At 63.2% G+C, this 25,738-nt stretch carries 19 protein-coding genes, 1 pseudogene and 1 other annotated feature; of the genes and pseudogenes, 14 read left to right on the forward strand and 6 right to left on the reverse strand.

What is annotated here, in order from left to right; translation table 11 throughout:
- Positions 1–19: 19 nt before the first annotated feature.
- Positions 20–272 (reverse strand) — a binding site (T-box leader).
- Positions 273–895: 623 nt separating this feature from the next.
- The 4 genes from mfd to ACMKFF_RS05010 all read right to left on the reverse strand — a co-directional run bounded on the left by mfd (position 896) and on the right by ACMKFF_RS05010 (position 7,793).
- A complete protein-coding gene (gene mfd / locus ACMKFF_RS04995; RefSeq protein ID WP_419496249.1) occupies positions 896–4,393 on the reverse strand; it encodes a transcription-repair coupling factor in 3,498 nt (1,165 codons plus the stop codon).
- Between the two features lie 601 nt (positions 4,394–4,994).
- The gene (pth, locus tag ACMKFF_RS05000) at positions 4,995–5,597 is read right to left on the reverse strand and encodes an aminoacyl-tRNA hydrolase (RefSeq protein ID WP_418486528.1); all 603 of its coding nucleotides are present in this window, start codon (positions 5,595–5,597) and stop codon (positions 4,995–4,997) included.
- Positions 5,597–6,562, reverse strand: coding sequence for a ribose-phosphate pyrophosphokinase (locus ACMKFF_RS05005; RefSeq protein ID WP_367927655.1), 966 nt, complete (start codon positions 6,560–6,562; stop codon positions 5,597–5,599). The genes pth and ACMKFF_RS05005 overlap by 1 nt, the downstream gene beginning before the upstream one ends.
- A gap of 67 nt (positions 6,563–6,629) precedes the next feature.
- A complete protein-coding gene (locus ACMKFF_RS05010) occupies positions 6,630–7,793 on the reverse strand; it encodes a hypothetical protein (protein ID WP_419496250.1) in 1,164 nt (387 codons plus the stop codon).
- A 1,121-nt stretch (positions 7,794–8,914) separates the two neighbouring features.
- Between ACMKFF_RS05010 and ACMKFF_RS05015 the strand changes: the two genes are divergently transcribed.
- The 9 genes and pseudogenes from ACMKFF_RS05015 to ACMKFF_RS05055 all read left to right on the forward strand — a co-directional run bounded on the left by ACMKFF_RS05015 (position 8,915) and on the right by ACMKFF_RS05055 (position 18,482).
- Positions 8,915–10,993, forward strand: a complete 2,079-nt coding sequence (locus tag ACMKFF_RS05015) for a DUF3656 domain-containing U32 family peptidase (RefSeq protein WP_419496251.1) — start codon at positions 8,915–8,917, stop codon at positions 10,991–10,993.
- Positions 10,994–11,854: 861 nt separating this feature from the next.
- A complete protein-coding gene (locus tag ACMKFF_RS05020; protein WP_349134452.1) occupies positions 11,855–12,430 on the forward strand; it encodes a Maf family protein in 576 nt (191 codons plus the stop codon).
- A 29-nt stretch (positions 12,431–12,459) separates the two neighbouring features.
- Positions 12,460–13,290: a rod shape-determining protein MreC gene (mreC, locus tag ACMKFF_RS05025; RefSeq protein ID WP_349134451.1), complete on the forward strand. Its 831-nt coding sequence runs from the start codon at positions 12,460–12,462 to the stop codon at positions 13,288–13,290.
- A 14-nt stretch (positions 13,291–13,304) separates the two neighbouring features.
- A complete protein-coding gene (locus ACMKFF_RS05030; protein ID WP_417325761.1) occupies positions 13,305–13,838 on the forward strand; it encodes a hypothetical protein in 534 nt (177 codons plus the stop codon).
- A complete protein-coding gene (locus ACMKFF_RS05035) occupies positions 13,825–15,894 on the forward strand; it encodes a penicillin-binding transpeptidase domain-containing protein (RefSeq protein WP_419496252.1) in 2,070 nt (689 codons plus the stop codon). Before ACMKFF_RS05030 ends, ACMKFF_RS05035 begins: the two co-directional genes overlap by 14 nt.
- A gap of 1,123 nt (positions 15,895–17,017) precedes the next feature.
- Positions 17,018–17,290: a sporulation protein YabP gene (yabP, locus tag ACMKFF_RS05040; protein WP_349134446.1), complete on the forward strand. Its 273-nt coding sequence runs from the start codon at positions 17,018–17,020 to the stop codon at positions 17,288–17,290.
- Positions 17,291–17,542 (forward strand): annotated as a pseudogene (yabQ, locus tag ACMKFF_RS05045) (spore cortex biosynthesis protein YabQ); the annotation flags it as partial.
- A 214-nt stretch (positions 17,543–17,756) separates the two neighbouring features.
- Complete coding sequence (locus ACMKFF_RS05050) at positions 17,757–18,035, forward strand: FtsB family cell division protein (protein WP_349134445.1); 279 nt, start codon at positions 17,757–17,759, stop codon at positions 18,033–18,035.
- Between the two features lie 21 nt (positions 18,036–18,056).
- Positions 18,057–18,482, forward strand: coding sequence for a S1 RNA-binding domain-containing protein (locus tag ACMKFF_RS05055; protein WP_349134444.1), 426 nt, complete (start codon positions 18,057–18,059; stop codon positions 18,480–18,482).
- A 784-nt stretch (positions 18,483–19,266) separates the two neighbouring features.
- Here the strand turns inward: ACMKFF_RS05055 and ACMKFF_RS05060 are convergent.
- Entirely contained in the window at positions 19,267–19,827 is a 561-nt protein-coding gene (locus tag ACMKFF_RS05060; RefSeq protein ID WP_419496253.1) for a hypothetical protein, read from the reverse strand.
- Between the two features lie 431 nt (positions 19,828–20,258).
- Positions 20,259–21,050: an SDR family NAD(P)-dependent oxidoreductase gene (locus tag ACMKFF_RS05065; protein WP_419496254.1), complete on the reverse strand. Its 792-nt coding sequence runs from the start codon at positions 21,048–21,050 to the stop codon at positions 20,259–20,261.
- A 104-nt stretch (positions 21,051–21,154) separates the two neighbouring features.
- Here ACMKFF_RS05065 and ung point away from each other — a divergent pair, with 104 nt between their 5' ends.
- From ung to ACMKFF_RS05090, 5 genes are all read left to right on the forward strand, one after another.
- The gene (ung, locus tag ACMKFF_RS05070; protein WP_419496255.1) at positions 21,155–21,829 is read left to right on the forward strand and encodes a uracil-DNA glycosylase; all 675 of its coding nucleotides are present in this window, start codon (positions 21,155–21,157) and stop codon (positions 21,827–21,829) included.
- Positions 21,830–22,668: 839 nt separating this feature from the next.
- Entirely contained in the window at positions 22,669–23,589 is a 921-nt protein-coding gene (spoIIP, locus tag ACMKFF_RS05075; RefSeq protein ID WP_419496256.1) for a stage II sporulation protein P, read from the forward strand.
- Positions 23,590–23,699: 110 nt separating this feature from the next.
- On the forward strand, positions 23,700–24,206 hold the full coding sequence (locus ACMKFF_RS05080) for a hypothetical protein (RefSeq protein WP_418464277.1): 507 nt from the start codon (positions 23,700–23,702) through the stop codon (positions 24,204–24,206).
- A 32-nt stretch (positions 24,207–24,238) separates the two neighbouring features.
- On the forward strand, positions 24,239–24,748 hold the full coding sequence (locus tag ACMKFF_RS05085) for a hypothetical protein (protein WP_419496257.1): 510 nt from the start codon (positions 24,239–24,241) through the stop codon (positions 24,746–24,748).
- A 480-nt stretch (positions 24,749–25,228) separates the two neighbouring features.
- On the forward strand, positions 25,229–25,738 hold a 510-nt coding region (locus ACMKFF_RS05090; protein ID WP_419496258.1), incomplete at its 3' end, for a reverse transcriptase domain-containing protein.

The following is a 25,738-nucleotide window of genomic DNA, read 5'->3' on the forward strand; positions in this document are numbered from 1 at the left end:
CAAAAAAGGCTTCTGCCCCACATGGGACAAAAGCCTTTGCTTCTGCGATACCACCCAAATTGACATCTTGCGATGTCCACTCGCTTTTACGCACCATCATGCGTACCCCACGGATAACGGGAGGGTTCCCGTCGGACCCTACTTGGGAAAATTTCCCGTTCAAGCCGCCCTCGGAAGGCCATTCACACCGCTGCGCACCGCTCCGATCTCACCGCCCGAAGCTCTCTTGGGATGCCCTGTGCTGTGCTACTCTTCTTCCTCACAGGTTTGTCGTTTGAAATTAGGTGCATTCAGACTGTCAAAAAAACTGCCAAGCCAAAAGTTTCGGAGGGAAGGATAGTGTGAAAGGAAACCGTCAGGGTGTCCTTTCGCGTTCCATAACCCGCCGCAGCGGCAGAATTGCAAAATAATGCTGCAAAATTCTATTTTGCAATTCTGGAAGCAGCTTGGCGAAAAAGTCCAAAGGGACTTTTTTGACAAGCTGATTATAATCATATTTTTTGCCTTTGTCAAGAGGGGAAGGCGAAGAATTTTTTGAGAAAATTTTCGGGGCGGTAAGCAAGAAAATGTCATGTACAGTGCAGCAATATGGTGAGCATATCTGCAAAAACAATGTATACAGCATCCTGCGTCGGTACGGCTGCATCAGCATTGAGGAGTCCCGGAGGTGCAGGGCGCTCACGCGGTCCGGGAAGGATGCCTGCAACGACATGTGGCAGGCGGATCTCAAGGGCGGGTTCCGGAGGGAGGACGGCAATTCCTGCTGTCCACTCACCATTCCGGACGATCGAGGCACGTTATGATTCACCGAACGATCGCAAGGCTGTGAATTGTGTCCCATGTCCGTACACCGCTGTATCCCGTGTTGCTCTTGCCGCTGCAAAGCGTGCAGCGTCTACTCTCCCTGATAGGTCTTTACGAACCTTTCCGCGGCCTGCAGGGGATCCTCCTTCGCGGTCAGCTGGAGCGTGATGGCAGGCTCTTCGCTCTTCGGCTCGACGAACATGCGCTTCTGGTACTGCCCGGCCACGCGGGAGACGACGGCAAAGTCGAACTGCGCCAGCCGGAAGCGGAGCGTGCGGCCCTTCTGGGCGATGTCGCGGATGCCGGCGGCGCTGGCGCGGGCGCGCAGCAGCGCAATGGCGATGAGGTTCATGACGCCCCTGGGCGGGTCGCCGTAGCGGTCGACGATCTCGTCGAGCAGCTCGTCGGCATCGCTCTGCGAGCGGATGCCCGCCATGCGGCGGTAGAGGTCCATGCGCTGCTCGCCCGAGGTCACATAGGCCTTGTCGATGTTCGCCGTGACGTCGAGGTCGGCCGTGCAGGCGCTCTCCTCCGGCGACGGCTCGCCGCGCTCCTCGAGCACGGCCTCCTCGAGCAGCTTGAGGTAGAGGTCATAGCCGACGGAGATCATGTGGCCGGACTGTGCCGCGCCGAGCAGGTTGCCCGCGCCGCGAATTTCGAGGTCGCGCATGGCGATCTTGAAGCCGGAGCCGAACTCCGCATAGTCGCGGATGGCGTTCAGGCGCTTTTCGGCGATCTCCGTGAGGACCTTGCCGCGGCGGAACGTCAGGTAGGCATAGGCATGGCGGCTGCTGCGGCCGACGCGCCCGCGGATCTGATGCAGCTGGGCAAGGCCGAGCTTATCGGCGTCCTCAATGATCAAGGTATTGACATTCGGAATGTCGATGCCCGTTTCGATGATGGTCGTGCAGACGAGGATCTGCACCTCGCCCTCGTCCATGCGCTGCATGACGTCGCTGAGCTCCTCCTCGCTCATTTTGCCGTGGGCGACGGCGATCTCGGCGTCCGGCAGGGCGCGCTTGATGCGCGCGGCGCACTGCTCGATGCTCTCGACGCGGTTGTGCAGATAATACACCTGCCCGCCGCGCTCGATCTCGCGCCGCATGGCGTCGATCAGCACCGGCTCGGCATATTCCAGCACGAACGTCTGCACGGGGTAGCGGTCGTGCGGCGGCTCCTCAATGGTGGACATGTCGCGCAGGCCGGACAGGGCCATGTTGAGCGTGCGCGGGATGGGTGTGGCCGAGAGCGTGAGCACGTCGACGCCGCGGGCCAGCTCCTTGAGCTTTTCCTTGTGCGTCACGCCGAAGCGCTGCTCCTCGTCCACGATGAGAAGGCCGAGGTCGTGGAACTCCACGTCCTTCTGCAGCAGCTTGTGCGTGCCGACCACGAGGTCGAGCGTGCCCGTGCGCAGGTCGGACAGGACCTTGCGCTGCTGCTGCGGGGTGGAAAAGCGCGAAAGCGCGCCGATGTTCACGGGGAAGCCGCGGAAGCGGTTGAGGGCCGTCGTGTAGTGCTGCTGCGCCAGCACGGTCGTCGGTACCAGGATGGCGACCTGCTTGCCGTCGAGCACGGCCTTCATGGCCGCGCGCAGCGCGACCTCGGTCTTGCCGAAGCCGACGTCGCCGCACAGCAGGCGGTCCATAGGCTGCGGCGACTCCATGTCCGCCTTGATTTCCTCGATGCAGCGCAGCTGATCGTCCGTCTCGGCGTAGGGGAAGTTATCCTCGAACTCCGCCTGCCACGGTGTGTCGGCCGCGAAGGCATAGCCCATGCGGCGCCTGCGCTCGGCATAGAGCTGGATGAGCCCGGCGGCAAGGTCCTTGGCCGCGGATTTTGCGCGGGCCTTCGTCTTCTGCCACTGGTCGCCGCTGAGCTTGTTGAGCCTGACGACCGTGTCCTCGCCGCCGCCGATGTATTTGGAGATGAGGTCGAGCTGCGTCGCCGGGACATACAGCGTGTCCGTGCCCTGATAGGCGATTTTGACATAGTCCTTGACGATGCCGTCGACGCGGATCTGCTCCATGCCGACATAGCGGCCGATGCCGTGGTACTCATGCACGATGAGGTCGCCCGGCGAAAGGTCCGTAAACGAGCTGAGTTTCTGCCGGTTGGTCGCTTTCTGATGCTTTTTGCGCGGTTTCTGAGCGGTCTGCGCCAGCAGTTGACCTTCCGTCAGGATGGCAAAGCGCAGGTCAGGGTATTCCATGCCGAACGGAAGCGCGCCGTCCGTCAGCAGGATCTGTCCCGGCGCGGGAAGCTTTGCCAGCGGGAAGGCGAGGAAGGCGGAAAGATGCTTCTCCCGCAGCTGCTGGGCGAGGATCTCACCGCGGCGGCGGTTGCCGCACAGCACAAGGGAGGCATAGTCATTTTTCTGATAGAACGCGAGGTCCGAGGCTGCCGCATCCAGATTGCCGCCGTAGGACGGCAGCTGCTTGGCCGTGACATTCACGAGCAGCGACGGCTGCAGGCTCTGCGGGTAGCTCGCGGCGAGGAACGAGTCGAAGAACGCCGCGCCGTGCCCGGCCACGCGGCCGCACAGCTGCTCCCAGTCTGCGGAAAAATCGCACAGCTCGCCGCACAGCAGGCCGGACTGCAGCAGGCTGTCGAGCATCATGCCCAGCTCCTCCTGCGCGCGCTGCGCGCTGCGGCGGAGGTTGCCGTGGTCGCAGAAGAACACCAGCGCCTCGGCGGGCAGGTAGTCCGCCGCGCAGGCGAACTCCGGATAGATGAGGGCCTGATAGCGGTCGGCCGCCGAGAAGGCAAGGCCGCCCCGCAGCGCGTCGGCGTCAGCCTGCAGTGTGCGCATCAGAGCCTCGTTCGGCGTTTTGCGGCGGCGCTGGCGGGCCAGCAGGCCGTCCAGCTCCCGCGCCAGCCCCTCGATGCCGCCGGGGTGCAGGGCAGGCAGCGTCTCGGCCACGGGCAGGATGACGAGCTCATCGGCATTTTCGACGCGCCGCTGCGTGACGGGGTCGAAATAGCCCATGGTGTCGATCTCGTCGCCGAAGAATTCCAGACGTACCGGGCGCTCCTCCGCCGGGGAGAAGATGTCCACGATGCCGCCGCGCACGCTGAACTGGCCCGCGCCCTCCACGAGGGAGCAGCGGGAGTAGCCCGCGTGCAGCAGGCGGGAGATCAGCTCGTCCAGTTCGAGCTGCGCGCCGGGCAGCAGGCGCATCGCGGCGGAGAACAGCTGCGCCCTCGGCATCGTGCGCAGGGAAAACGCCTCGAGCGTCGTCAGGAGCAGGGGCGTTTTGCCGCGCGCCAGATCGTAAAGGCAGCGCAGGCGCTGCTGCTCCCAGCCGCGCGAGATGGCGGAGGCGTCATAAAACATCAGGTCGCGCGTCGGCAGGATAGGGGCCTCCGCGCCGAGGAAGGCGGCAAGCTCACTCTGCGTGCGCCGTGCGGCCATTTCATCCTGGCAGACGACCACGGCGGGGCGGGCCGTGTCGCGGCAGAGGGCCGCGATGAGATGGGAACGGTTGATCTGCGCCGCGCCGGATACGCCGACGGCCTGCGCGCTCTCCAGCGCGGTCCGCAGGCGGGGATAATCGGGCAGCCGCCGCAGAAGATCGAGGATCAGCTCCATGATACACCTCCGGAAAAAGGAATTTTGAGCATGTCAAAATGCGGAAAGCAGGAATTATCCCACTTTCCGTCAGAATTTCAGATATGATTTGTTTTGCAGGGGAGGGGACAGCCAGGCCCGGCGGTAAACCGCCGATTCGAACCGGCTATCGTAAAAACGGTAGGGGCCCCCGATTTGTCATTGCGAGGAGGCCAACGGCCGACGTGGCGCCCTGAGCGCGAAGCGCGAGGAAGTGCCCTTGGGGTGCAATCTTGGGGAGGCACTCACGGTTCGTACCGGCTGCCGTGAAAACGCTGTGCACCGATTGCGTCTGTAGCGGCGCTCACTGAGCGCCTCTAGCAGTTGCAGGTTTTGAAGTGTGAATTCCGTGGCACAAGACCTTCAAACTTGTCATTCCGAGGAGCGAAGCGACGTGGGAATCTCCTGCAACCGGTTACGTTTTTTGCCGAGGCCCACTTGTTATCCAACATGGTACTGCGAGATTGCCACGGGCGCAAAGCGCCCTCGCAATGACAATTCGGGGGCGTTCACCATGATGACGTTACCCTGTACGAGTTGCCAGCGCAGTGCCGGGTCTGGCTGTCCCCGCCCCTACGATCGTTTACTGCGGGCCCGCGCCGTTATAATCATTCGCGGCGGCGGGGACGCCGCGGGCGATGATCTCCAGCGCGGCGTCGGCGGCGCGGACGGCCGCCTCGGTGATGAGCTTGTCCTCCGGGCCGGTGAAATTCGACAGCACCCAGTCCGCCAGATCGTAATCGGGATGCGGCTTCGCGCCGACGCCGATCTTCACGCGGGGGAAGCTCTGGCTGTTCAGCCCGCCGATGATGGACTTGATGCCGTTGTGGCCCCCGGCGGAGCCGTCCGCGCGGATGCGCAGACGGCCGACCGGAAGGGAAATGTCGTCAAACAGAACGAGCACGCGCTCGGGCGGCAGCTTGTAGAACCGCGCCGCGTCCATCACGGACAGGCCGGAGTCGTTCATGAACGTCTGCGGCTTGAGCAGCAGCAGCTTTTCGCCGCCTGCGGATGCCTGCGCGGTCAGGCCGCGGAAGCGGGCGCGGTCGATCTTCACGCCGAGCTTTTCCGCCAGCGCATCGACGGCGCGGAAGCCGACGTTGTGCCGCGTGCGGGCATAGTTCAGGCCGGGATTGCCCAGACCCACGACGAGCCAGCCGCAGGCGGGCGCTTTGGAAAACAGCATCAGAACAGGCTCGAGATCGACGTCTCGTTATAGATGCGGGTGATGGCCTTGGCGAAGATCGGCGAGGCATCGAGCTGGTGGATCTTCTTACCGGTGTAATCTGCGGGCAGCGGGATGGTGTTGAGCACCATGAGCTCCTCGATGCAGCTGTCCTCAATGCGCTGCGTGGCGTTGCCGGAGAGCACGCCGTGGCTGGCGCAGGCATAGACGGCCTTGGCCTTGCCGATGGTCTTGATGGCCTCAGCGGCGTTGCACAGGGAGCCGGCCGTGTCGACGATGTCGTCAAACAGGATGCAGGTCTTGCCCTCGACGTCGCCGATGATGTTCATGACCTCGCACATGTTGGCGCGCTGACGGCGCTTGTCCACGATGGCAAGGCCCATGTGGACCTTGGCCGCGAAGGTGCGGGAGCGGGCGACGGAGCCGACGTCCGGCGAAACGACGCAGAACTCATCGTGGTTGAAGAGCTTCTCGTCGAACTTGGACATATAGTAGCGGGTGAACAGCGGGTTGCCGAGCATGTTGTCCACGGGGATGTCGAAGAAGCCCTGGATCTGCGCGGCGTGGAGGTCCATCGTCAGCACGCGGTCAGCGCCCGCGCGGGTGATGAGGTTCGCCACCAGCTTGGCGGAGATGGGGTCGCGGCCCTTGGCCTTGCGGTCCTGACGGGCATAGCCGAAGTACGGAATGACCGCGGTGATGCGGCCTGCAGAGGCGCGGCGGAAGGCGTCGATCATGATGAGCAGCTCCATCAGGTTGTTGTTGACGGGCTTGCAGGTGGACTGCACCACGAACACGTCACAGCCGCGGACGGATTCGTTGATGGAGACGGAGACCTCACCGTCTGCAAAGGCGGTCACGGTGCTGTCGCCGAGGTCCAGCCCCAGCTCGGCACAGATTCCTTTTGCGAAGGGCACGTTGGCATTCGCAGTGAAGACCTTGATCTCTTTTCCGTGAGCAATCATTTCGTTACCTCTCTATTTTCCGAGCGCCGCATCCGCACGGCGCTCAATATTTTGCGAGCGCGATGGATTATTTCTTGTGCTTTGCGGCCCATTCCTTCTTGTTGGACTGGCGGGCGCGGGCAATGCCGAGCGCCTGCGCGGGGACGTCCTCCGTGATGGTGGAGCCTGCGCCGATGTAAGCGCCGCTGCCGACCTGCAGCGGGGCGATGAGGGCGGTGTTGCAGCCGATGAAGGCGCCCTCGCCCACGACGGTCTCGTGCTTCTGCACGCGGTCAAAGTTCGCGGTGGTCACGCCGCAGCCGAAGTTGCAGTTGGCGCCGGCCTCGGTGTCGCCGAGGTAGGCCAGATGGGGCACCTGGGTATTTTCGCCCAGACGGGCGTTCTTCAGCTCGACAAAGCTGCCTGCCCGGACGCTGCGGCCAAGCTCACAGCCGCCGCGCACGCTGGCATAGGGACCGACGACGGCGTCCTGCCCCACGCGGGAGTCGCGCACCTGCGAGGCGTTCACCACGGCGCGCGCGCCGATGACGGAGTCGTCGATGACGCTCCACGGGCCGATGACGGCCTCCTCGCCGATGACGGTTTTGCCGCGCAGCATCGTGCCGGGCAGCAGGCGCGCACCGGGAGCGACGCGCACGGACGGCTCGACATAGCAGCTGGACGCGTCATAGATCTCCACGCCCGTGCGGGCGAGGGCCAGCAGACGGTTGCGCTGCAGCAGGCCCGCGATCTCCGGCAGCTCGGCCGGGGAGGCGACGGAATACATGGCCTGCTCCTCGTTCATGGGGGAGCCGCTGTCCAGCAGGAAGCGGGCAAAGGAGAAATGCTCGTCGAGCGCCTGCATCAGCTCCTCGCGGGAGACGCCGTAGACGCGCGGGAAGCGCCCTGCGGCCTGCGGGGCGAGCTGCGGCAGATAGACGGCCGGGCCGGTGACGACGGTGATGGTGTGCTCCGCGTCCTCTGCGGTGGAAAGGAATACATGCAGCAGGTCCGCGGGATCACTGTCCATCGTGGTCATGACCTCTGCTTCGGCGGGCAGGCACGCGCGGGCCGCCTCGACATAGCGGTCGTGACAGACCAAAAAGAAGCGCCCGACACCGCTGTCGAACAGAGCGTTCGCCAGCCACGCGAGCAGCGGCGCGCCCATGACGCTCTGCAGCATCAGGGGCTGCGGATATCCGGTTTTTGCCGTATCGTCCGGAATAAAGATCACTGCGGACATTCCAATCATGGCATACGGCTCCTTTCACATGGGAATACGGCTCCATTATATCAAATCTTTCCGCATTCGTCCATATGTTTTCCTCCGGAAAGCAAACAAATTCCTGCGGCGGGCCGTCTTCTTTTTTGTCGGAACCCCATAACGGCATTTTTGAACAGGCCGGGGCACGGCTTCCTGCACAGGCTGTGGAAAACGCCAAAATTTTTGCCGCTTTGTGGGCAAAGTCCCCGGATTTCGGGCGGGGAGACGGCCTGCACAGCCCAAAATCCCTGTGTATAAACCTGTGCAAACTGGGGATAACTCAAGGAAATGTGCACGGGTCTGCAAACAGGGCGCGGGATTATGTCTACCAACGGGGCATGCGCTCCACTTTGCCTCCCCACGCGGCGCAGGCCCGGCTCTGGTGAAATTGCCGAATCGGCCCGACATTTTTCGGCGAAATTTCCCGCCGGATTGTAGCATTTTACTCAGGGTTTATGCTATAATAAAAATCGAACATTTATCGGGCGCGTACGGCCTTTTCGCACGGGCCATTGTAGGGGAGGGGCATGCCCCGCGTCGCACCATCGATTGGTACAGGGCATCGATAAAAGGTACAAACCGATTGCGTCTGTAGCGGCGCTCAGTGAGCGCCTTGCAGGGGAATATTCAACCGCAGAAGGGCTCTGGTGCACCGCCGTACCTCCCTGATGTGTCATTGCGAGGAGGCCAACGGCCGACGTGGCAATCTTGCAGTACCATGCCGGATAACAAGTGGGCCTCGGCGAAAACGTAACCGGCTGCAGGAGATTCCCACGTCGCTTCGCTCCTCGGAATGACAAATCTGGTAGTCGACACGGTCGGCGATGCCACCCTATAACTTGTCAGCCTGCAAGGCGCTCAGTGAGCGCCGCTACAGACGCAATTGGTGCGTGCCATTTTAACGGCAGCCTGTACAAATCGTCAATTTATCGCCGGGCCGGGCTGTCCCCTCCCCTACAACGCGTACCAACGGGCCAATTACAACGCGTACCAACGGGCCAATGCACCATCGGCCCGTCGCCGCATGAAATGATTCAGTTTTCAGTATTCACTAAATTTACACTTTTCTCCCGGCTGATGCCGGAATGTTGATAAACGGAGTTTCCGCCATGCTCGAACTGCTCTCCCCCGCCGGGTCCCTTGATGCGCTGCACGCCGCCGTCTGCAACGGCGCGGATGCGGTCTATCTGGGCGCGGAGGGGTTCAATGCCCGCGCAGGTGCGCGCAATTTCACATTGGACGAGCTGCCGGAGGCGGTGCGCTACTGCCATGTGCGCGGCGTGCGGGTCTACCTGACGCTCAATACCCTCGTCACGGACCGCGAGCTGCCGAAGGTCGCGGAGCATATCACGGCCGCGGCCCGCGCAGGCGTCGACGCCCTCATCGTGCAGGACCTCGGCGTGGCGGCCCTTTCCCGCCAGATCGCCCCGCAGCTGGCGCTGCATGCCTCCACCCAGCTCACGGTGCACTCGCTCGAGGGCGTGCGCGAGCTTGCCGCGCTCGGCTTTTCGTGCGTCGTGCTCTCGCGCGAGCTGCCGCGCGAGGAGATCGCCTATATCTGCCGCAACAGCCCCGTGCGCATCGAGGTCTTTGTCCACGGCGCGCTGTGCATGTGCTATTCCGGCCAGTGCTATATGTCGGCCGTCATCGGCCGCCGCTCCGGCAACCGCGGCCAGTGCGCCCAGCCCTGCCGCCTGCCCTATGGCTATGGCCGGTTTGAAAACCGCTATCCCATGAGCCTGAAGGACAATTGCCTCATCCGCTACCTCGGCGAGCTGGCGCGCATGGGCGTGGCCAGCCTGAAGCTCGAGGGCCGTATGAAGCGCCCGGAGTATGTCGCCATCGTCACGGGCATCTACCGCGCCGCGCTCGACGGCCGCGAGGTCCGCTCGTCGGACCTTTCCGCGCTGCGCGCCGCCTTCTCCCGCGAGGGCTTCACGGAGGGCTATTACCTCGGCCGCACGGGCCCGCAGATGTTCGGCACGCGCCAGCCGGAGCGGCCGGACCGCGAGCTGCTTGCCGCCGCCCGCGCGACCTATGAAAATCTCGAGCCCCAGCGCGTGCCGGTGGATTTTTACGCCATCGTCGCGCACGGGCAGAACGCCATGCTCGCCGTGCAGGATGCCGACGGCCACATCTGCCAGACGCAGGGGGCCGTCCCGCAGGACGCCGAACGGCGCGCGCTGACGCAGGACGAGCTTGCCGCCCGCCTTTCCAAAACCGGCGGCACGCCCTATGCCGCCCGCTCCGTGCGCAGCGTCGTCGACCCCGGCCTGACGCTGCCCGCCGCGGAGATCAACCGCATGCGCCGCGAGGTGCTGGCGCATCTTTCCGCCGTGCGGGCGCGCCGCCCCGCGCCGCAGCTGCTGTCCTACCGCGCGCTCCCGCCCGTGCTCGGCACGCGCGCCGCGCCGGTGTTCACCGTGAGCGTGCTGTCCGCCGGGCAGATCACCGGCCGCCTGCTGCGGCTGAAGCCCGCGGTTTTGTATGTCCCCCTGTCCGAGATCGCGGCCCGGCCGGACTTTTTCCGCAGCCTTGCCGCGCGGCAGACGCTTGCCGTCGTGCTGCCCCGCATCGTCTGGGACAGCGAGACGCGCCGCCTGCTCGATGCGCTGGACCTTGCCGCCTCTCTCGGCATCCGCCGGGCGCTGACGGGCAATGTCGGCCAGCTGTCCCTGCTGCGCTCCCGCGGCATGGAGGCGGCGGGCGACTTCGGCCTGAACCTGACGAATTCCCGCGCGGCCTCGGAGCTGCGCGACCTTGGCCTGTGCTCGCTCACGGCCTCGTTTGAGCTGACGCTGCCGCAGCTCCGCGACCTGTCAAAGCCCCTGCCCACGGAGATGCTCGTCTATGGCCGCCTGCCGCTCATGCTCACGGAGAACTGCCTCATCCGCAACCGGACCGGCGAGTGCTCCTGCGGCGCGGGGCCGGTGAAGCTCATCGACCGCAAGGGCGAGGAATTCCGTATCGTGCGCGACTGCGGCACCTGCCGCAGCGTCGTGCTCAACGGCAAGAAGCTGTACCTCCTCGACAAGCGCGAGGACCTGCGCCGCTTCGGCCTGTGGGCGCTGCGCCTGTCGTTCACAACGGAGAACCCCGGCGAGATCGACACGGTGCTTTCGAACCTCAACGCCCCGTTCGACCCCGGCGCCTGCACCCGCGGACTGTATTACAGAGGGGTCGAGTGAGTCGTAATTACAAGGAAACTGTTGGGGCGCGGCATGCCGCTCCCGGCGCTGCATTGGCCCATTGGTACGCTGTAGGGGAGGGGACAGCCGGGCCCGGCGCTGCACTGGTGTAATAAACAGGCTGTCAGCAAAACGGCGAACGCCGAAGGTTTGTCATTGCGAGGGCGCTTTGCGCCCGTGGCAATCTCGGGAAGGCACTCACGTTGATCGCACACGCCATTGTAGGGGAGCGGCATGCCGCTCCCGGCGCTATGCTGCCGATCCGTACAGGTTAACGATAAAACGGTGAAAGCCAGAATATGGGGTGTAGCGGCGCTCAGTGAGCGCCTTGTACAGAGCCATTCAATGGCAGGAGGGCGCTGGTGCACCACAGCACCACCTGACGTGTCATTGCGAGGGCGCTTTGCGCCCGTGGCAATCTCGGGAAGGCACTCACGTTGATCGCACACGCCATTGTAGGGGAGCGGCATGCCGCTCCCGGCGCTGCACTGGTGTAATAAACAGGCTGTCAGCAAAACGGCGAACGCCGAAGGTTTGTCATTGCGAGGAGGCCGTAGGCCGACGTGGCAATCTCGCAGTACCATGTTGGATAACAAGTGAGCCTCGGCAAAAACGTAACCGGTTGCAGGAGATTCCCACGTCGCTTCGCTCCTCGGAATGACACATCAGGGCGGCACGGTAATGGGAACGGTGCGCTGCACCGAATTGGTGCTGCGATTGCCGCTTCGCGGACGGGCCTGGCTGTCCCCGCCCCTACAACGCACGACTGACAGCTTTGAAAAACTGTCCGCTTTCCATTTTCAATTTTCCACTTTCCCCAGATCCGTATATCCTAAATTTTTATATAAAGAGGTATTTGCCATGGAGATCTATCTCGCATCCAAATCCCCGCGGCGGAAAGAGCTGCTCGAGCGCATGGGCCTGGAATTCACGGTCCGTGCCGTAAACACCAACGAGACCATGGACCCCTTCCGTCATCCCTCCGATGAGGTCGCCCGCGTCAGCCTCGAAAAGGCGAAGGCCGTGCAGCCGCACTGCATGCCGGACGACATCATCATCTCGGCCGACACCATCGTGGTGTGCGATTCGCTCGTCATGGGCAAGCCCCACTCCGAGAGCGAGGCCTTTTCCATGCTGCGCCGCCTGTCCGGGCGCGACCATCAGGTCATGAGCGGCCTGACCGTCCTGCACGGCGACGACTGCGAGAATCTGACCGTCACCACGACGCTGCGCATGCGCACCCTGTCCGACGAGGAGATCCGCGCCTACATCGCCACCGGCGAGCCGATGGACAAGGCGGGTGCCTACGCCATTCAGGGCCTTGCGGCCATGTTCGTCATCGGTCTGGACGGCGATTACTATAACGTGATGGGGCTGCCGGTGTGCCCGCTGGCCATGATCCTGCGAAAATTCGGCGTGAAGCTGCTCGGCTGCTGATCTCTCTGCCCCAGGATTGGAGTTTACCCTTGAAAAAGCTTTTTCGCGGCCGCGTCAGGCTCATCCTGCTGCTGGCCGTCCTTCTGGCTGCCGCCACGGCCCTGACCGCCGCGCTCTCGGGCACGGCGTGGGGCTCGCGCACCGTGCAGGCAGTGCTCACGCCGTTTCGCAGCGGGTTTTCCGCGCTGACGCGGCAGGCGGAGCGGTACTATAACTATCTGTTCAACTATGAATCCCTCTCGGCCGAGAACGACTATCTGCGCCGTCAGATCAGCTCCATGGAGAACGAGGTCCGCACGGCCGACTCCCTGCAGCGCGAAAACGAGCGCCTGAAGGAGCTGCTCGGCCTGCAGGAGGAGCACGAGGACTATCGCTTCAACGAGGCCTACATCGTCTCGTGGGATTCCTCGAGCTGGAAGAGCACGTTCACCATCGGCAAGGGCACGCGCTCCGGGCTGGAGACCGGCATGGTCGTCGTGACGGAGTACGGCCAGGTCGTCGGCCTCATCACGGACATCGGCCCGAACTGGGCCACGGTCACGACCGTGCTCGACACGTCGCTGGAGATCAGCGCCTCCGTCGCCTCGGCGGGCTACACCGGCGTGGTGCAGGGCGCGTATACGACGAACGCCTCCGGCAAGCTGCGCATGAACTACCTGCCCTCGGATGCCGTCCTGCGCAATAACGATCAGGTCGTCACGACCGGCTCGACCGTCTATCCCAAGGGTCTGATCCTCGGCTATGTCGAGGACGCGGGCTTCGACGAGACCGGCGTGGCGAAGTATGCCATGCTGCGCCCCGCCGCCGATCTCGAGGACCTTGAGCAGGTCTTCGTCATCACGGACTATGTCAGCGAATAAGGCGGTGAGCGGCCATGCTTGACAAGCTCTATATCACGCCGCGCCAGTGGCTGCGCATCCTGCGCTGGACGCTCTATGCCGCCCTGTTCCTGCTGGCCCTTCTCGTGCAGACCGTCGTCTTCGGCAACCGCACGATCCTGGGCGCGCATCCGGACCTCGTGGCCATTGTCATCACCTGCGTCTGCCTGCGCGAGGGCCCGGAGCGCGGCGGCACGTTCGCCCTCATCGCCTCGCTCGTCTGGTGCCTGTCCGGCATCGATCAGGGCAGCGTCTGCCTGCTCGTGCTCACGGTCCTGCCCGTGCTCGGCAGCATCCTGTGCCGCGCCGTGCTGGCAAACCGCTTCCTGCCGTCGCTGCTCGTCTGCTTTGTCACGCTTGCCGTGGAGCAGGGCCTCATCCTCCTGATGAAGCACTTCTTCGCGGGCGTCGCGTGGGAGCAGGCCGGGCGCGCCCTGCGCTGCCTGCTCGTGACGCTCCCGGTGCAGCCTGCGGTCTACGGCCTCGTCAAATGCATCGCAAAAATCGGAGAGTACCATGAATCAACATAAGTTTGCCTTCCGCGTGGGCGTGCTCGTGCTGCTCATCGCCGTCATGGCGGGCGTGTTCTCCGTCCGCCTGCACAATGTGCAGATCACGCAGGCCGCGGAGCAGGATCCCACGCCCAGCGGCTCCGTGACGTACCACACGCGTGTGACGGCTGCCCGCGGCGAAATTCTGGACCGCAACGGCAACGTCCTCGTCGGGAACCGCGCCAGCTATAATCTCGTCATCGTCCGCGAGGTGCTCATGAGCGCCGACGCGCCGAACGAGAACCTCCGCCGCCTGGTGGACCTGTGCAGCGAGCTGGGGCTGGAATACACGGACCATTTCCCCGTCACGCAGGAAAAGCCCTATGCCTATGTCGACAGCGGCTCATCCCTGTGGGACGGCTATTTCCGCACCTTCCTCACCGAGCGCGGCTGGGATACGGATGTCTCTGCCCCGCAGCTCATTCGCTGGCTCAAGGAGATTTACCACCTGCCCGCCGACTGGACGGAGGAGGAGTGCCGCCGTGTGATCTCGCTGCGCTATGAGCTGGACCTGCGGCGCTATATCGGTACGCTGGACACCTATGTGCTCATGACGGACGTCGACGCGCTGTCGCTCGCGGCCATCACAGAGCTGAACATCCCCGGCCTCAACGTCGAGACCTCGAGCGTCCGCCAGTACAACACCACGCTCGCCGCCCACATCCTCGGCACCATCGGCAAGATGGACGGCACGGACTGGGAGACCTATGAGAGCAAGGGCTATGCCATGGATGCCTATATCGGCAAGGACGGGCTGGAGCAGGCCTTCGAGGAGGAGCTGCACGGCTCGGACGGTACGCGCGTGACGACCATCACCGCCGACGGCAACATCCTTGAGGAGCACTATGCCGTCGATCCCGTCGCGGGCAACAACATCGAAACGACCATCGACCTTGGCCTGCAGAAGGTCGCGGAGGAATCGCTGGCCGCGAAGATCCTCAGCCTGCGCGAGAACGGCGTTGGCGCCTCCGGCAACGGCAAGGACGCCGAGGGCGGCGCCGTCGTCGTCATGAAGGTCAAGACCGGCGAGGTGCTGGCCTGCGCGAGCTACCCGACCTATGACCTTTCCACCTATAATACGAACTATAACGAGCTGGCTGCCGATCCTTACAAGCCGTTCAACAACCGCGCGCTCGGCCTGCCCTATCCGCCCGGCTCGACCTATAAGATGGTCACGACCATCGCCGCCATCGACAGCGGGACCATCAGCCGCTGGACGGAGATCGAAGACGAGGGCGTCTACACCCGCTTTGAGGACGCAGGCTATATGCCGCGCTGTATGCTCTACACCACGACGGGCGCGACGCACGGTCTCATCAACGTCATGAAGGCGCTGGCCGTTTCCTGCAACTACTATTTCTATGAGGCGGGCTACCGCACCGGCATCACTGCCATCGACAACACCGCCAAGGCCCTCGGCCTCGGCGAGCCGACCGGCATCGAGCTGCCGGAGGCCACCGGCCGCCGCGCCAATCCGGAGACGAAGAAGGAGCTCTACGACGAGGGCCACGACGGCTGGTACGACGCCGATACCGTCGCCGCGTCCATCGGCCAGTCGGAAAACCGCTTCACGCCCCTGCAGCTGTGCTCCTATACGGCGGCGCTCGCCAACCGCGGCGTGCGCTACAAGGCCACACTGCTCAAGCGCGTCCTCTCGTCGGACTATCAGGAGCTTGTTCTGGAGAACCAGCCCGTTGTGGCAAGCACGCTCGACATTTCGGATGAGGCCTACGCCGCCTATTCCGAGGGCATGCGCGAGGCCGTCACCTCCGGCACGGCCTACAGTGCCTTCGTCGGCTATGACGTGGCCGTCTGCGCCAAGACCGGCACGGCCCAGCATGGCTCCGGCGGCTCGGACAACGCCTCATTCGTGCTCTATGCCCCGGCGGACGACCCGGAGATCGCCATTGCGATCTATGTGGAAAAGGGCGCGCAGGGCGGCACGCTCGGCACCATCGCCCGCGATATTCTGACGGCCTACTTCTCCGAAGCCGGCTCCACGGATACCGTCCCCGCCGAAAATACCCTGAACTGAAAAGCAGGCGGGCCGCCCGGCGGCCCGCCTTCCGTTTATGGCGTGCACTCCCGAATTGTCATTGCGAGGGCGCTTCGCGCCCGTGGCAATCTCGGGAAGGCACTGTCAGCCCGTACACGCCATTGTAGGGGAGCGGCATGCCGCTCCCGGCGCGACGGCGGCGATTCGTAAAGGCTGACGATAAAAAAGTACACACCGATTGCGTCTGTAGCGGCGCTCACTGCGCAGCCGTTGGCGGCTTTGCCGCCTTACGGATGCGGCGTGCCCCTTGCGGGTTGTGAGCGCCTAGGGCAGTTGCAAATTTCCGGGTACTCCGCCGACCGCACCGACTTTCAATTTTGTCATTGCGAGGGCGCTTCGCGCCTGTGGCAATCTCGGGAAGGCACTGTCAGCCCGTACACGCCATTGTAGGGGAGCGGCATGCCGCTCCCGGCGGAACGCTGCCAGCTGGTACAGGTTGTCGTTAAAATGGTGAAAACCGATTGCGTCTGTAGCGGCGCTCACTGCGCAGCCGTTGGCGGCTTTGCCGCCTTACGGATGCGGCGTGCCCCTTGCGGGTTGTGAGCGCCTTGCAGGCACTAACAACTGGTACACAGTATCGTTAAAATGGTGAACGCCACCGAATTGTCATTGCGAGGCCCCGAAGGGGCCGTGGCAATCTCGCAGTATCCGGTCGGATAACAGGAGGACCATCGGCGAAATCGTAACTGCCTTCCCGAGATTGCACCCCAAGGGCACTTCCTCGCGCTTCGCGCTCAGGGCGCCACGTCGGCCGTTGGCCTCCTCGCAATGACACATCAAGGTGGTGCAGTAGTGCACCAGAGCACTTCTGCGGTTGAATTGCCCTGCACAAGGCGCTCACAACCCGCAAGGGGCACGCCGCATCCGTAAGGCGGCAAAGCCGCCAACGGCTGCGCAGTGAGCGCCGCTACAGACGCAATTGGTGCATGCCATTGTATCGATACCCAACGCGAATCGCCGGTGCAGCGCCGGGCGAGGCATGCCGCGCACCCACAACGCGCCATCGATGCCCCGCCTGTTTTTCGCCATCAATTTCCGGGCATAATTCCCCTTGCCGGTGCGTATATATGACCATACGGCACAGGGGAGGAGACGGTGGAACATGGCAAAGGAACCAATGGACGGGCCGCATGAGCTGCGGCTGGAGAACCGCGCGCGGCTGAGCGTGAACGGCGTGCGTGAGGTGGAGAGCTTCGACGAGGAATCCGTCGTGCTGCACACGACGAAGGGCGTCCTCGTCATCCGCGGGCAGCAGCTGCACCTGCAGACGCTCTCCATCGACGGCGGACAGGTCGCCGTGGACGGGACCGTGGACGCGATGTCCTATGAGGAGGCGCAGCGTAAGGGCGGCCTGTTCTCGCGCCTGCTGCGCTGAATGGAGCAGCCGCTGCTGCTGCAGGCCCGGCAGTTCCTGCTGTCCGCCGCCCTCGGGGCGGCACTCGGCCTGCATTACGATCTGCTGCGCGGCCTGCGCCGCTGGGCGCGCTGGCTGACGCACCCGCTCGACCTCTGGTTCGCGCTGAGCGTGCTTGCGGCGAATCTGTGGTTTGCCCTGCGCATCGGCGGCGGGCAGTTCCGCATCTTCGCCCTCGTGGGCAGCGCGTTGGGCGCAGCGGGCTATTTTGCCGGGCTGAGCCGCCTGCTTCTGCCCGTTTTTGGAAGCTTCTGGAAACTTTTTACGGCCCCCGGACGGCTCCTTGCCCGCGGAAGCAAAAAAATTTTCGAAAAAACGGGAATTTTTTCGAAAAACATCTTTTCATCGGCGAAAAAATCGGTTACAATAAAAAACAGACACCGCCGCATGCGGCGGTACGATACCAACAGCGTGGGAGGAGAGCAGGATGCGCCTGCGAAAATCATCACTCATTACAAAACTTCTGATCCTCGCGGTCATGATCTACGCGATCGTGACGGTGGTCACCCTCCAGCCGCAGATCAGCGACTCCCGCCAGCAGGCAGCGGCTCTGCAGGCAGACGTCGCCAGCGCGCAGCAGGCCAATCTGGCTCTGGAGCAGGACATCGCCAACGTCGGGACGGATGAGGCCGTGATGAAGATCGCGCGGGAACGCCTGAATCTCGTCGAAGACGGCGAAATGATTTTTATCGACAGCGACAAATAAACGGAGGGCAATACGGCGTATATGGAGTTCACGGTCGGCGCATTACTCGAGGGCAAGGTCAAGTCCATCACAAAATTCGGTGCATTCATCACCCTGCCGGAAAACCGCACGGGCATGGTGCACATTTCGGAGGTCGCCAATACATATGTCAGCGACATCCACGATCATCTGACGGAGGGGCAGGACGTCAAGGTCAAGGTCATCGGCATTGACCCGGCGGGCAAAATCAGCCTTTCCATCAAGCGGACGCAGGAGCCGGAGCGGCGCGAGCGCCGTCCCCAGCAGGACCGCCGTCCGCAGCAGGACAGACGCCCCCCGCGTCAGGACAGTGCGCCCAAGGGTCCGCAGACCTTTGAGGAGAAGCTGAAGCAGTTCATGTCGGACTCCGACAGCCGCATCGCGGGCTGCCGCCAGTATGAGCACAAGACAAAGTCCCGGAGAAGATAAAACGAACGCCTGCTGCAGCTGCAGCAGGCGTTTTTCGTGGTGAGATTGCAGGGGAGCGGACAGCCGGGCCCGGCGCCGCACTTGCAGCCCGTACAGGCCATCGTTAAAATGGTAAATGCCCCCGAATTGTCATTGCGAGGGCGCTTCGCGCCCGTGGCAATCTCGGGAAGGCACTTGCAGTCCGTACAGGCCGTCGTTAAAATGATATGCACCGATTGCGTCTGTAGCGGCGGTCAGTGACCGCCATTGGCAGCTGCAAATTTCCGGGTACTCTCGGCGACCGTTCACGCCATTGTAGGGGAGCGGCATGCCGCTCCCAGCGCAATGCTGCCGATCCGTACAGGCCATCGTTAAAATGGTATGCACTTCCGAATTGTCATTGCGAGGGCGCTTCGCGCCCGTGGCAATCTCACGCACCAACTTCCGAATTCGCCGAAGTTGCCCTGTTATCCACCCGGGTCCTGCGAGATTGCACCCCAAGGGCACTTCCTCGCGCTGCGCGCTCAGGGCGCCACGTCGGCCTGCGGCCTCCTCGCAATGACAAACCTGGGGCATTGCACGGTCGGCGGAGGCGCGCAGAAATATGCAACTGCCATAGGCGCTCACCGCCCGTAAAGGGCACGCCGCATCCGTAAGGCGGCAAAGCCGCCAACGGATGCGCAGTGAGCGCCGCTACAGACACAATTGGTTCCTGCCATTGTATCGATACCCGGCACGAATCGCCGGTGCAGCGCCGGGAGCGGCATGCCGCTCCCCTACAACGCACGACTGGAGGCAGGCGTTCTTATTCGCCCTCAGCCACTCCGTAATAGGCCTCATAGGCCTCGCGGAGCTCGCCGGTCGTGACGTCCGGCCCGATGACGAGCCATGCGGGCGTCGCGTCCGGGTCATATTCCGCCGGGAGGAACTCCAGCGACAGCATGATGCGGGACGTTGTGTTGAATTCGCGAAGCAGGCCCGTCACGGTCCACTGCGTGCCGTCGGCCTCCATCGTGCCGGTCAGCATGCCCTGCGTGCAGGTGTAGGTGTCGTTGAGCTTGTTGGTCACGACGCTGCCCTCCACCGTGCAGGCGTAGTCCCTGCCGCCGATGTGCAGCGTGACCGTGCACGTCGCTTCTCCATCCTCCACGCGGCTCTCATAGTTCACGGTTCCGACGGGCAGGAGGCCGTCCTGCTCCTCGCCTGTGGCCGCCGTGTCCGGGAAGACCGTCTGCAGCGTTTCCGGCGACGAGAGGGCCCAGAGCGTTTCATCGCGCATGTTGTCGGGGTCCGGCTCGCTCCACCATGCGCAGGCAGACAGCAGGACCAGAGCAAAGACTGTGAGCAGGGATACGAGTTTTTTCATGGTACGTCATCCTTTCTGAACAGTTTTGGCATCCTTGTATGTAGGGGAGGGGACAGCCGGGCCCGGCGCTGCACTTGCAGCGCGTACAAGCCATCGTTAAAATGGAACCGGCTCCCAAGCTTGTCATTGCGAGGCCCCGAAGGGGCCGTGGCAATCTCGCAGTACCATGCCGGATCACAGGGAAGCTCCGGCGAAATCGCAACTGCCTGCCCGAGATTGCACCCCAAGGGCACTTCCTCGCGCTGCGCGCTCAGGGCGCCACGTCGGCCTGCGGCCTCCTCGCAATGACAAATCGGAAGCCATCGCCATTGTATCATACCCGGCACGAATCGGGGACGTGTCACGGGGCGTCGAGGACGCCGCCCCCTACAACGCACGACCGGCGGCTTCCCGTAATTTTGCCTGCCCGGTTTTGCGGGAAAGCCCCCTCTTCAGTCCTCGTCCGGGAGCTTGTTGTGCTTCTGCTGCTTCATCCAGATATCCATCACGAGCTTATGCGGCAGCAGCTTCACGAGCCGCACCTGCCAGCGCACGGGGAAGCCGTGGATGGAGACGTCCTTCTTCGTGCGGTACAGGTCGTGCAGGGCCGTCTTCATCACGTCCTTCGCCTCATACAGGCGGTTGTAATATGTCACGGCGTCGTTGCTCGTCTGCAGCGCGTGGTCAAAGAATTCCGTCTTGACCCAGCCGGGGCTGACGGCCATCACGCGGATGCCGCGCGGCCGCAGCTCACGCGCCAGCGAGCGCGTATAGCTCAGCACAAAGGCCTTCGTCGAGGCGTAGACATTCAGATACGGCACGGGCTGGAATGCGGACAGGGAGTCCAGGTTCAGCAGCTTCGCGCCGCGCTTCATGTAAGGCAGCGTCAGCTCCGTCATGGCCACAAGGGCCTTGCAGTTCAGGTCGATCATCTTCAGGGAGTCTGCCAGCGGGATCTGGTCGTAGCGGCCGAATTTGCCGAAGCCCGCGACGTTCGCCAGCAGGCCGACGTCCGGCCGGGCGTTTTCCAGCAGGTCGCGGTAGAGCTCCAGCGCCTGCGGGTCCGTCAGATCGAGGCTGATGGGCCGCACGGGGAAGGGGACCTGCTCCTTCAGCGCCTCGAGGCGGTCGGCGCGGCGGGCGATGACCCACAGCTCGTCAAACGTCTCCCACTGGGCCAGCTGCAGCGCCAGCTCCCGGCCCATGCCGGAGCTTGCTCCGGTCAGAATCGCGATTCGTTTCATATTATCAACCTTTCCAGTTCGTTTCTTATCTTCTACATACCACAAAACCCCGCCTCTGTCAAGAAAAACCGGGGAAAATCGGAGAAAATTCGGAGGAAATTGCCATGCAGGTTATCGATCTCGGCGCGTGGACGCCGTATCTGGAGCAGGAGCTGCGCGCCCCGTATTTTGCGGCGCTGCTGCAGCGGGTTGGGGCGGCGCGGGCCGCCGGAACGGTCTACCCGCCGGAGGAACGCACGTTCTTCGCCCTGACCGCCACGCCGCCGGAGCGCGTGCGGGCCGTCATCCTCGGGCAGGACCCCTATCACGAGCCGGGGCAGGCCATGGGCCTTGCGTTCTCTGTCCCGCAGGGTGAGCGCCTGCCGCCGTCGCTGCGCAATATTTTCACGGAGCTGCACACGGACCTCGGCCTGCCGCAGCCGTCCGGCGGCGACCTGACGCCGTGGGCGGAGCGGGGCGTCCTGCTGCTCAACACGGTCCTGACCGTCGGCCGCGGCGCGGCGAACAGCCACGCGGCGTGGGGCTGGCAGCGCTTCACGGATGTCGTGCTTGCCGCCATGGCCGCCCTGCCGCAGCCGGTGGCCTTCGTCCTCTGGGGCTCGCAGGCGCAGAAAAAGCGGCCGCTGCTGCAGAGCGCCGCCCCGCGCCTTGTCCTGTGCGCGCCGCATCCAAGCCCGCTGTCGTCCTACCGCGGCTTCTTCGGCAGCCGCCCGTTTTCGCAGATCAATGCCTTTTTGCAGGAGAACGGAGAACAGCCGGTCGATTGGCGGCTGCCTTGACATATAATATGATATGCAGGAAAACGGATCATTGAAAATGGACAGTGGATAGTTACGCGCGAAGCAGCCAGTCGCACGCTGTAGGGGCCGGGCTGTCCCCTCCCGGCGCAACGCTGCCGATCCGTACAGGCCATCGTTAAAATGGTATGCACTTCCGAATTGTCATTGCGAGGAGGCCGCAGGCCGACGTGGCAATCTCGGGAAGGCACTTGCAGTCCGTACAGGCTGCCGATAATAACGTAAATCCGATTGCGTCTGTAGCGGCGGTCACTGCGCAGCCGTTGGCGGCTCTGCCGCCTTACGGATGCGGCGTGCCCTTTACGGGTAGTGACCGCCATGGGCAGTTGCAAATTTCCGTGCACTCCCGCCGACCGCACACGCCAATGTAGGGGAGCGGACAGCCGGGCCCGGCGCTGCGGTTGCGATACGCATGGGCTGTCGTTAAGATGGTGAACGCCTCCGAATTGTCATTGCGAGGGCGCTTTGCGCCCGTGGCAATCTCGTGCAGGCAGTCACGATTTTGCCGATAGCTTTCCTACAATTCAGCTTGGTACTGCGAGATTCCCACGTCGCTTCGCTCCTCGGAATGACAAATTTGGGAGCCGGTGCGGTCGACGGGAATGCCTTCAAATTTGTGACTGCCTTAGGCGCTCAGGGAGCGCCGCTACAGACGCAATCGGCGCATGCCATTTTATCGATACCCTGAACGAATCGCCAACGCGGCGCCGGGCCCGGCTGTCCGCTCCCTTACAACGCACGACTGTCGGCCCGGCAAAATTTCCCTCCCGCGGTTCTATTCTGCCCTCCTGCGGCATATAGATTCTGCGGGAGGGATTACCATGCAGACAAAATTCCGCCTGAGCGTGCGTTGGCTGTGCTTTGCCGTGCTGCTGGCGGCCGTTGTGGTGCGCTTGGCGGCGCAGCCGGGGCTGCGGGCGCATCTGGTCTCCGTCGCCGCGCCGACGCAGGCCGCCGAGGATGCTCCGGAGCCCGCGCAGGACGGCAGCTGGCCGACGCTGTGCTATGAGCCGCCGTCGCACGACGCGCCGGACCTGCCTGCCGTGACGATCGATAACCGCTCCGGCCTGCCGCTGGAGCCGGACGCGCTGCCGGAGGCGGCTCTCGCGCTTGATCGCGCGCAGGAGGGGCCGCTCGTCCTTATCATCCATACTCACGCCACGGAGGCCTATGCCGGCAGCCCGGATTTCCACTCCACGGACCCGGAAAAGAGCGTCGTCCGCGTCGGGCAGGCCATTGCCGACGCGCTGAACGCCCGCGGCATCCCGGCCGTGCACGAGACGTCACTCATCGACCTCGGGAATTATAACGATGCCTACCCGCGCATGGCCGGGCTGGCGGAGGACTGGCTGGCGCGCTACCCGTCCATCCAGATGGTGCTGGACGTTCACCGCGACTCGCTCGAGACGGACGACGGCGCACAGCTGGCCCTGCGTGCGGACGTGGACGGGGAGGCCTGTGCGAAGCTCCTGCTTGTCATGGGCTCGAACGGCTCCGGGCTGGAGCATCCGGGCTGGCGGCAGAATCTGGCCAACGCCGCCCGCCTGCAGGCCCTGTGCGAGCAGCGCGCGCCCGGCCTCATGCGCGATTTGCTGCTGCGCGCCTCGCGCTATAACCAGCATCTCACGCCGCGGTCTATGCTGCTGGAAGTCGGCACGGCCGGAAATTCGCTCGAGGAGGCCCTGCGCAGCGCGGATATTTTCTCGCAGGTGCTTGCCGACTGCCTGCTCGGTAAGGCGTGACCGCACGGATTTATCCGAAATTTAACAGGTTTTTGATAGAGGAAACGGCGCATTTCCGGTATAAAAGATGGGCAGTCAGATGACTGTAATACAATTCAGGAGTGATAAACATGAAGAAGATCCTTGCCATCCTCTGCGCCGTCCTGATGCTCGCGTCCCTCGCCGCTGCAGCCAGCGCAGAAGAAGCTCCCCAGACCACGACCATCACCACGACGGTCCCCTCGACCTACGTCCTCACGATCCCCGCGACCGTGGAGATCCCCTACGGCGAGAAGAACGCCACCATCGGCAGCGTGAAGGTCACCGGCCGTATCACGAACGACCAGTATGTCAAGGTCACTGCTGAGACCACGACGAACTTCTGCCTCGTGAACGACAGCGACTCTTCCGCCCGCATCAGCTATCGCCCGGAGGACATCTTCGCCTCCGCCGTCAACGGTTCCGCGCCCATTTTCCGCGGCAGAGACTTCTCGGCCAAGGAAGTCAACGGCAACGGCGGCAGCTGCCTCGTCGTCGCCCGCATCAGCGACTATGCCTGGGAGCATGCCGCTGCCGGTACTTATTCCGACACCATCACCTTCACGGCCTCTCTGGAAACGGCCAACGCCGCGGGCTGAGTCCGCGCTGACCGGGAAGGAGAGCGTAACGGATGAAAAAGAACGCAAAGCTCGCCGCACTGGCGATTCTGGTGCTTGCCGCCGTGGCCGCGCTGTCCGTCGGCATTACGCTGGCGGTCGTGAACGCGCGGATGCCTGCCGCCTGCACCTGCAGCGGGAAGTGCCGTTCGGCCGGGACGGAAACGGCGGCTGCCGGGGATGCGCCGTCCGCGCAGCAGACAGAGCCGTCCGATCCGGATTCCATCTCCATTCCCGGCTTCGATTTCCTGAGCCTGCAGGCGGGCGCGCAGGAGCAGAGCATGCCGCTCTATAACCCCGAGAACAATGCCTGCTATTTCCGTATCTCCCTGCTGCTGGACGGCGAGGCGCTCTGGCGCTCCGACCTGCTTGCGCCGGGGCAGACCGCCCCGCAGCAGACGCTGAGCCGGGCCCTCGCGGCCGGGGAGTACAGCGCGGTCCTCAAGTATGAGTGCTTCGCCGACGAGGCGGAGACCGAGCCGCTCAACGGCTCCGAGATCGCCCTCCTCCTGCGTGTGCAGTAAAAAATTGCAGAAAAAAAGCAAAGACCGCAATGGTCTTTGCTTTTTACGATATGTGCGCCCGGTGAGCGCACGTTCTATAGGGTGAAAGTCCCGAGTCCGCCCGGTAGCGGGAAGGGCTAGCCAAAGGCAAGGGTGTCCATCGTGAGGTGGAATCTGAAGAAAGCCGGATTTTGGGAGTTGAAAGGTCTCCCAATGGGCAAAACTCTGGCCTGACGAACAGAAATCGCATATAAGGCCGTCAGCGAGGGTAAGTTTGCATAACAAAACAAAGCCCAGTAGCTACACGGAATCGCTTTCGGTAAATGCGGCAGGTAAAGAGGGAAAGAATGTGTGAGTACCCGGGGAGGTCTTGCCGACGCAAAAAAAAATGCGCAGTAACAACGAACGGCAAGAAGTCAGCAGAGGCCATAGTACCGGAAAAAAAATCCGGAAAGGGCTGAACAATCGTTAGTCCTTAGTAGATTTCGGAAGGAGGTCAACATGAAGAACGCAGAATATCAGGGAAGCCTGAGCTGCCCACAAAGAGATAGTGCGGAACACAAAGGGTATGCGGGAGCGCAGAGTGTTGGCAGTCAGGAAGGAAAGGAACAGGGCGGTGCAGACTTGCTTGAAAGGATTCTAAGTAGGGAAAACCTGAACAGAGCCTACAAGCGGGTCAAAGCCAACAAAGGAGCGCCGGGAATCGACGGAATGACCGTCGAGGATGCGCTGCCTTGGCTGAGAGAACACCGGGAAGAACTTCTGGAAACAATTCGGCAAGGGAAGTACAAGCCCCAGCCGGTGCGCCGGAAGGAAATCCCTAAGCCGGATGGCGGGGTACGAAAGTTGGGAATCCCAACGGTCGTAGACCGCATCATCCAGCAGGCAATCGCACAGCAGCTAACCCCAATCTACGAACCGTTGTTCTCGGATTTAAGCTACGGCTATCGTCCGGGCAGGAGTGCGCAGATGGCGATTCAAAAGGTGAAGGAATATGCGGAGCAGGGCTAT

It is taken from the genome of Faecousia sp., assembly GCF_048519415.1.
Classification (GTDB): domain Bacteria; phylum Bacillota; class Clostridia; order Oscillospirales; family Oscillospiraceae; genus JAZOXB01.

Excerpts from the sequence above, each read along its gene's own strand:
- ung (WP_419496255.1), top strand. The coding sequence starts at position 21,155 with ATGCAGGTTATCGATCTCGGCGCGTGGACGCCGTATCTGGAGCAGGAG.
- ACMKFF_RS05010 (WP_419496250.1), bottom strand. The coding sequence starts at position 7,793 with ATGATTGGAATGTCCGCAGTGATCTTTATTCCGGACGATACGGCAAAA.
- ACMKFF_RS05050 (WP_349134445.1), top strand. The coding sequence starts at position 17,757 with ATGCGCCTGCGAAAATCATCACTCATTACAAAACTTCTGATCCTCGCG.
- ACMKFF_RS05020 (WP_349134452.1), top strand. The coding sequence starts at position 11,855 with ATGGAGATCTATCTCGCATCCAAATCCCCGCGGCGGAAAGAGCTGCTC.
- ACMKFF_RS05055 (WP_349134444.1), top strand. The coding sequence starts at position 18,057 with ATGGAGTTCACGGTCGGCGCATTACTCGAGGGCAAGGTCAAGTCCATC.
- ACMKFF_RS05015 (WP_419496251.1), top strand. The coding sequence starts at position 8,915 with ATGCTCGAACTGCTCTCCCCCGCCGGGTCCCTTGATGCGCTGCACGCC.
- ACMKFF_RS05085 (WP_419496257.1), top strand. The coding sequence starts at position 24,239 with ATGAAAAAGAACGCAAAGCTCGCCGCACTGGCGATTCTGGTGCTTGCC.
- ACMKFF_RS05080 (WP_418464277.1), top strand. The coding sequence starts at position 23,700 with ATGAAGAAGATCCTTGCCATCCTCTGCGCCGTCCTGATGCTCGCGTCC.
- yabP (WP_349134446.1), top strand. The coding sequence starts at position 17,018 with ATGGCAAAGGAACCAATGGACGGGCCGCATGAGCTGCGGCTGGAGAAC.
- ACMKFF_RS05060 (WP_419496253.1), bottom strand. The coding sequence starts at position 19,827 with ATGAAAAAACTCGTATCCCTGCTCACAGTCTTTGCTCTGGTCCTGCTG.
- ACMKFF_RS05035 (WP_419496252.1), top strand. The coding sequence starts at position 13,825 with ATGAATCAACATAAGTTTGCCTTCCGCGTGGGCGTGCTCGTGCTGCTC.
- spoIIP (WP_419496256.1), top strand. The coding sequence starts at position 22,669 with ATGCAGACAAAATTCCGCCTGAGCGTGCGTTGGCTGTGCTTTGCCGTG.
- ACMKFF_RS05030 (WP_417325761.1), top strand. The coding sequence starts at position 13,305 with ATGCTTGACAAGCTCTATATCACGCCGCGCCAGTGGCTGCGCATCCTG.
- ACMKFF_RS05005 (WP_367927655.1), bottom strand. The coding sequence starts at position 6,562 with ATGATTGCTCACGGAAAAGAGATCAAGGTCTTCACTGCGAATGCCAAC.
- mfd (WP_419496249.1), bottom strand. The coding sequence starts at position 4,393 with ATGGAGCTGATCCTCGATCTTCTGCGGCGGCTGCCCGATTATCCCCGC.
- pth (WP_418486528.1), bottom strand. The coding sequence starts at position 5,597 with ATGCTGTTTTCCAAAGCGCCCGCCTGCGGCTGGCTCGTCGTGGGTCTG.
- ACMKFF_RS05065 (WP_419496254.1), bottom strand. The coding sequence starts at position 21,050 with ATGAAACGAATCGCGATTCTGACCGGAGCAAGCTCCGGCATGGGCCGG.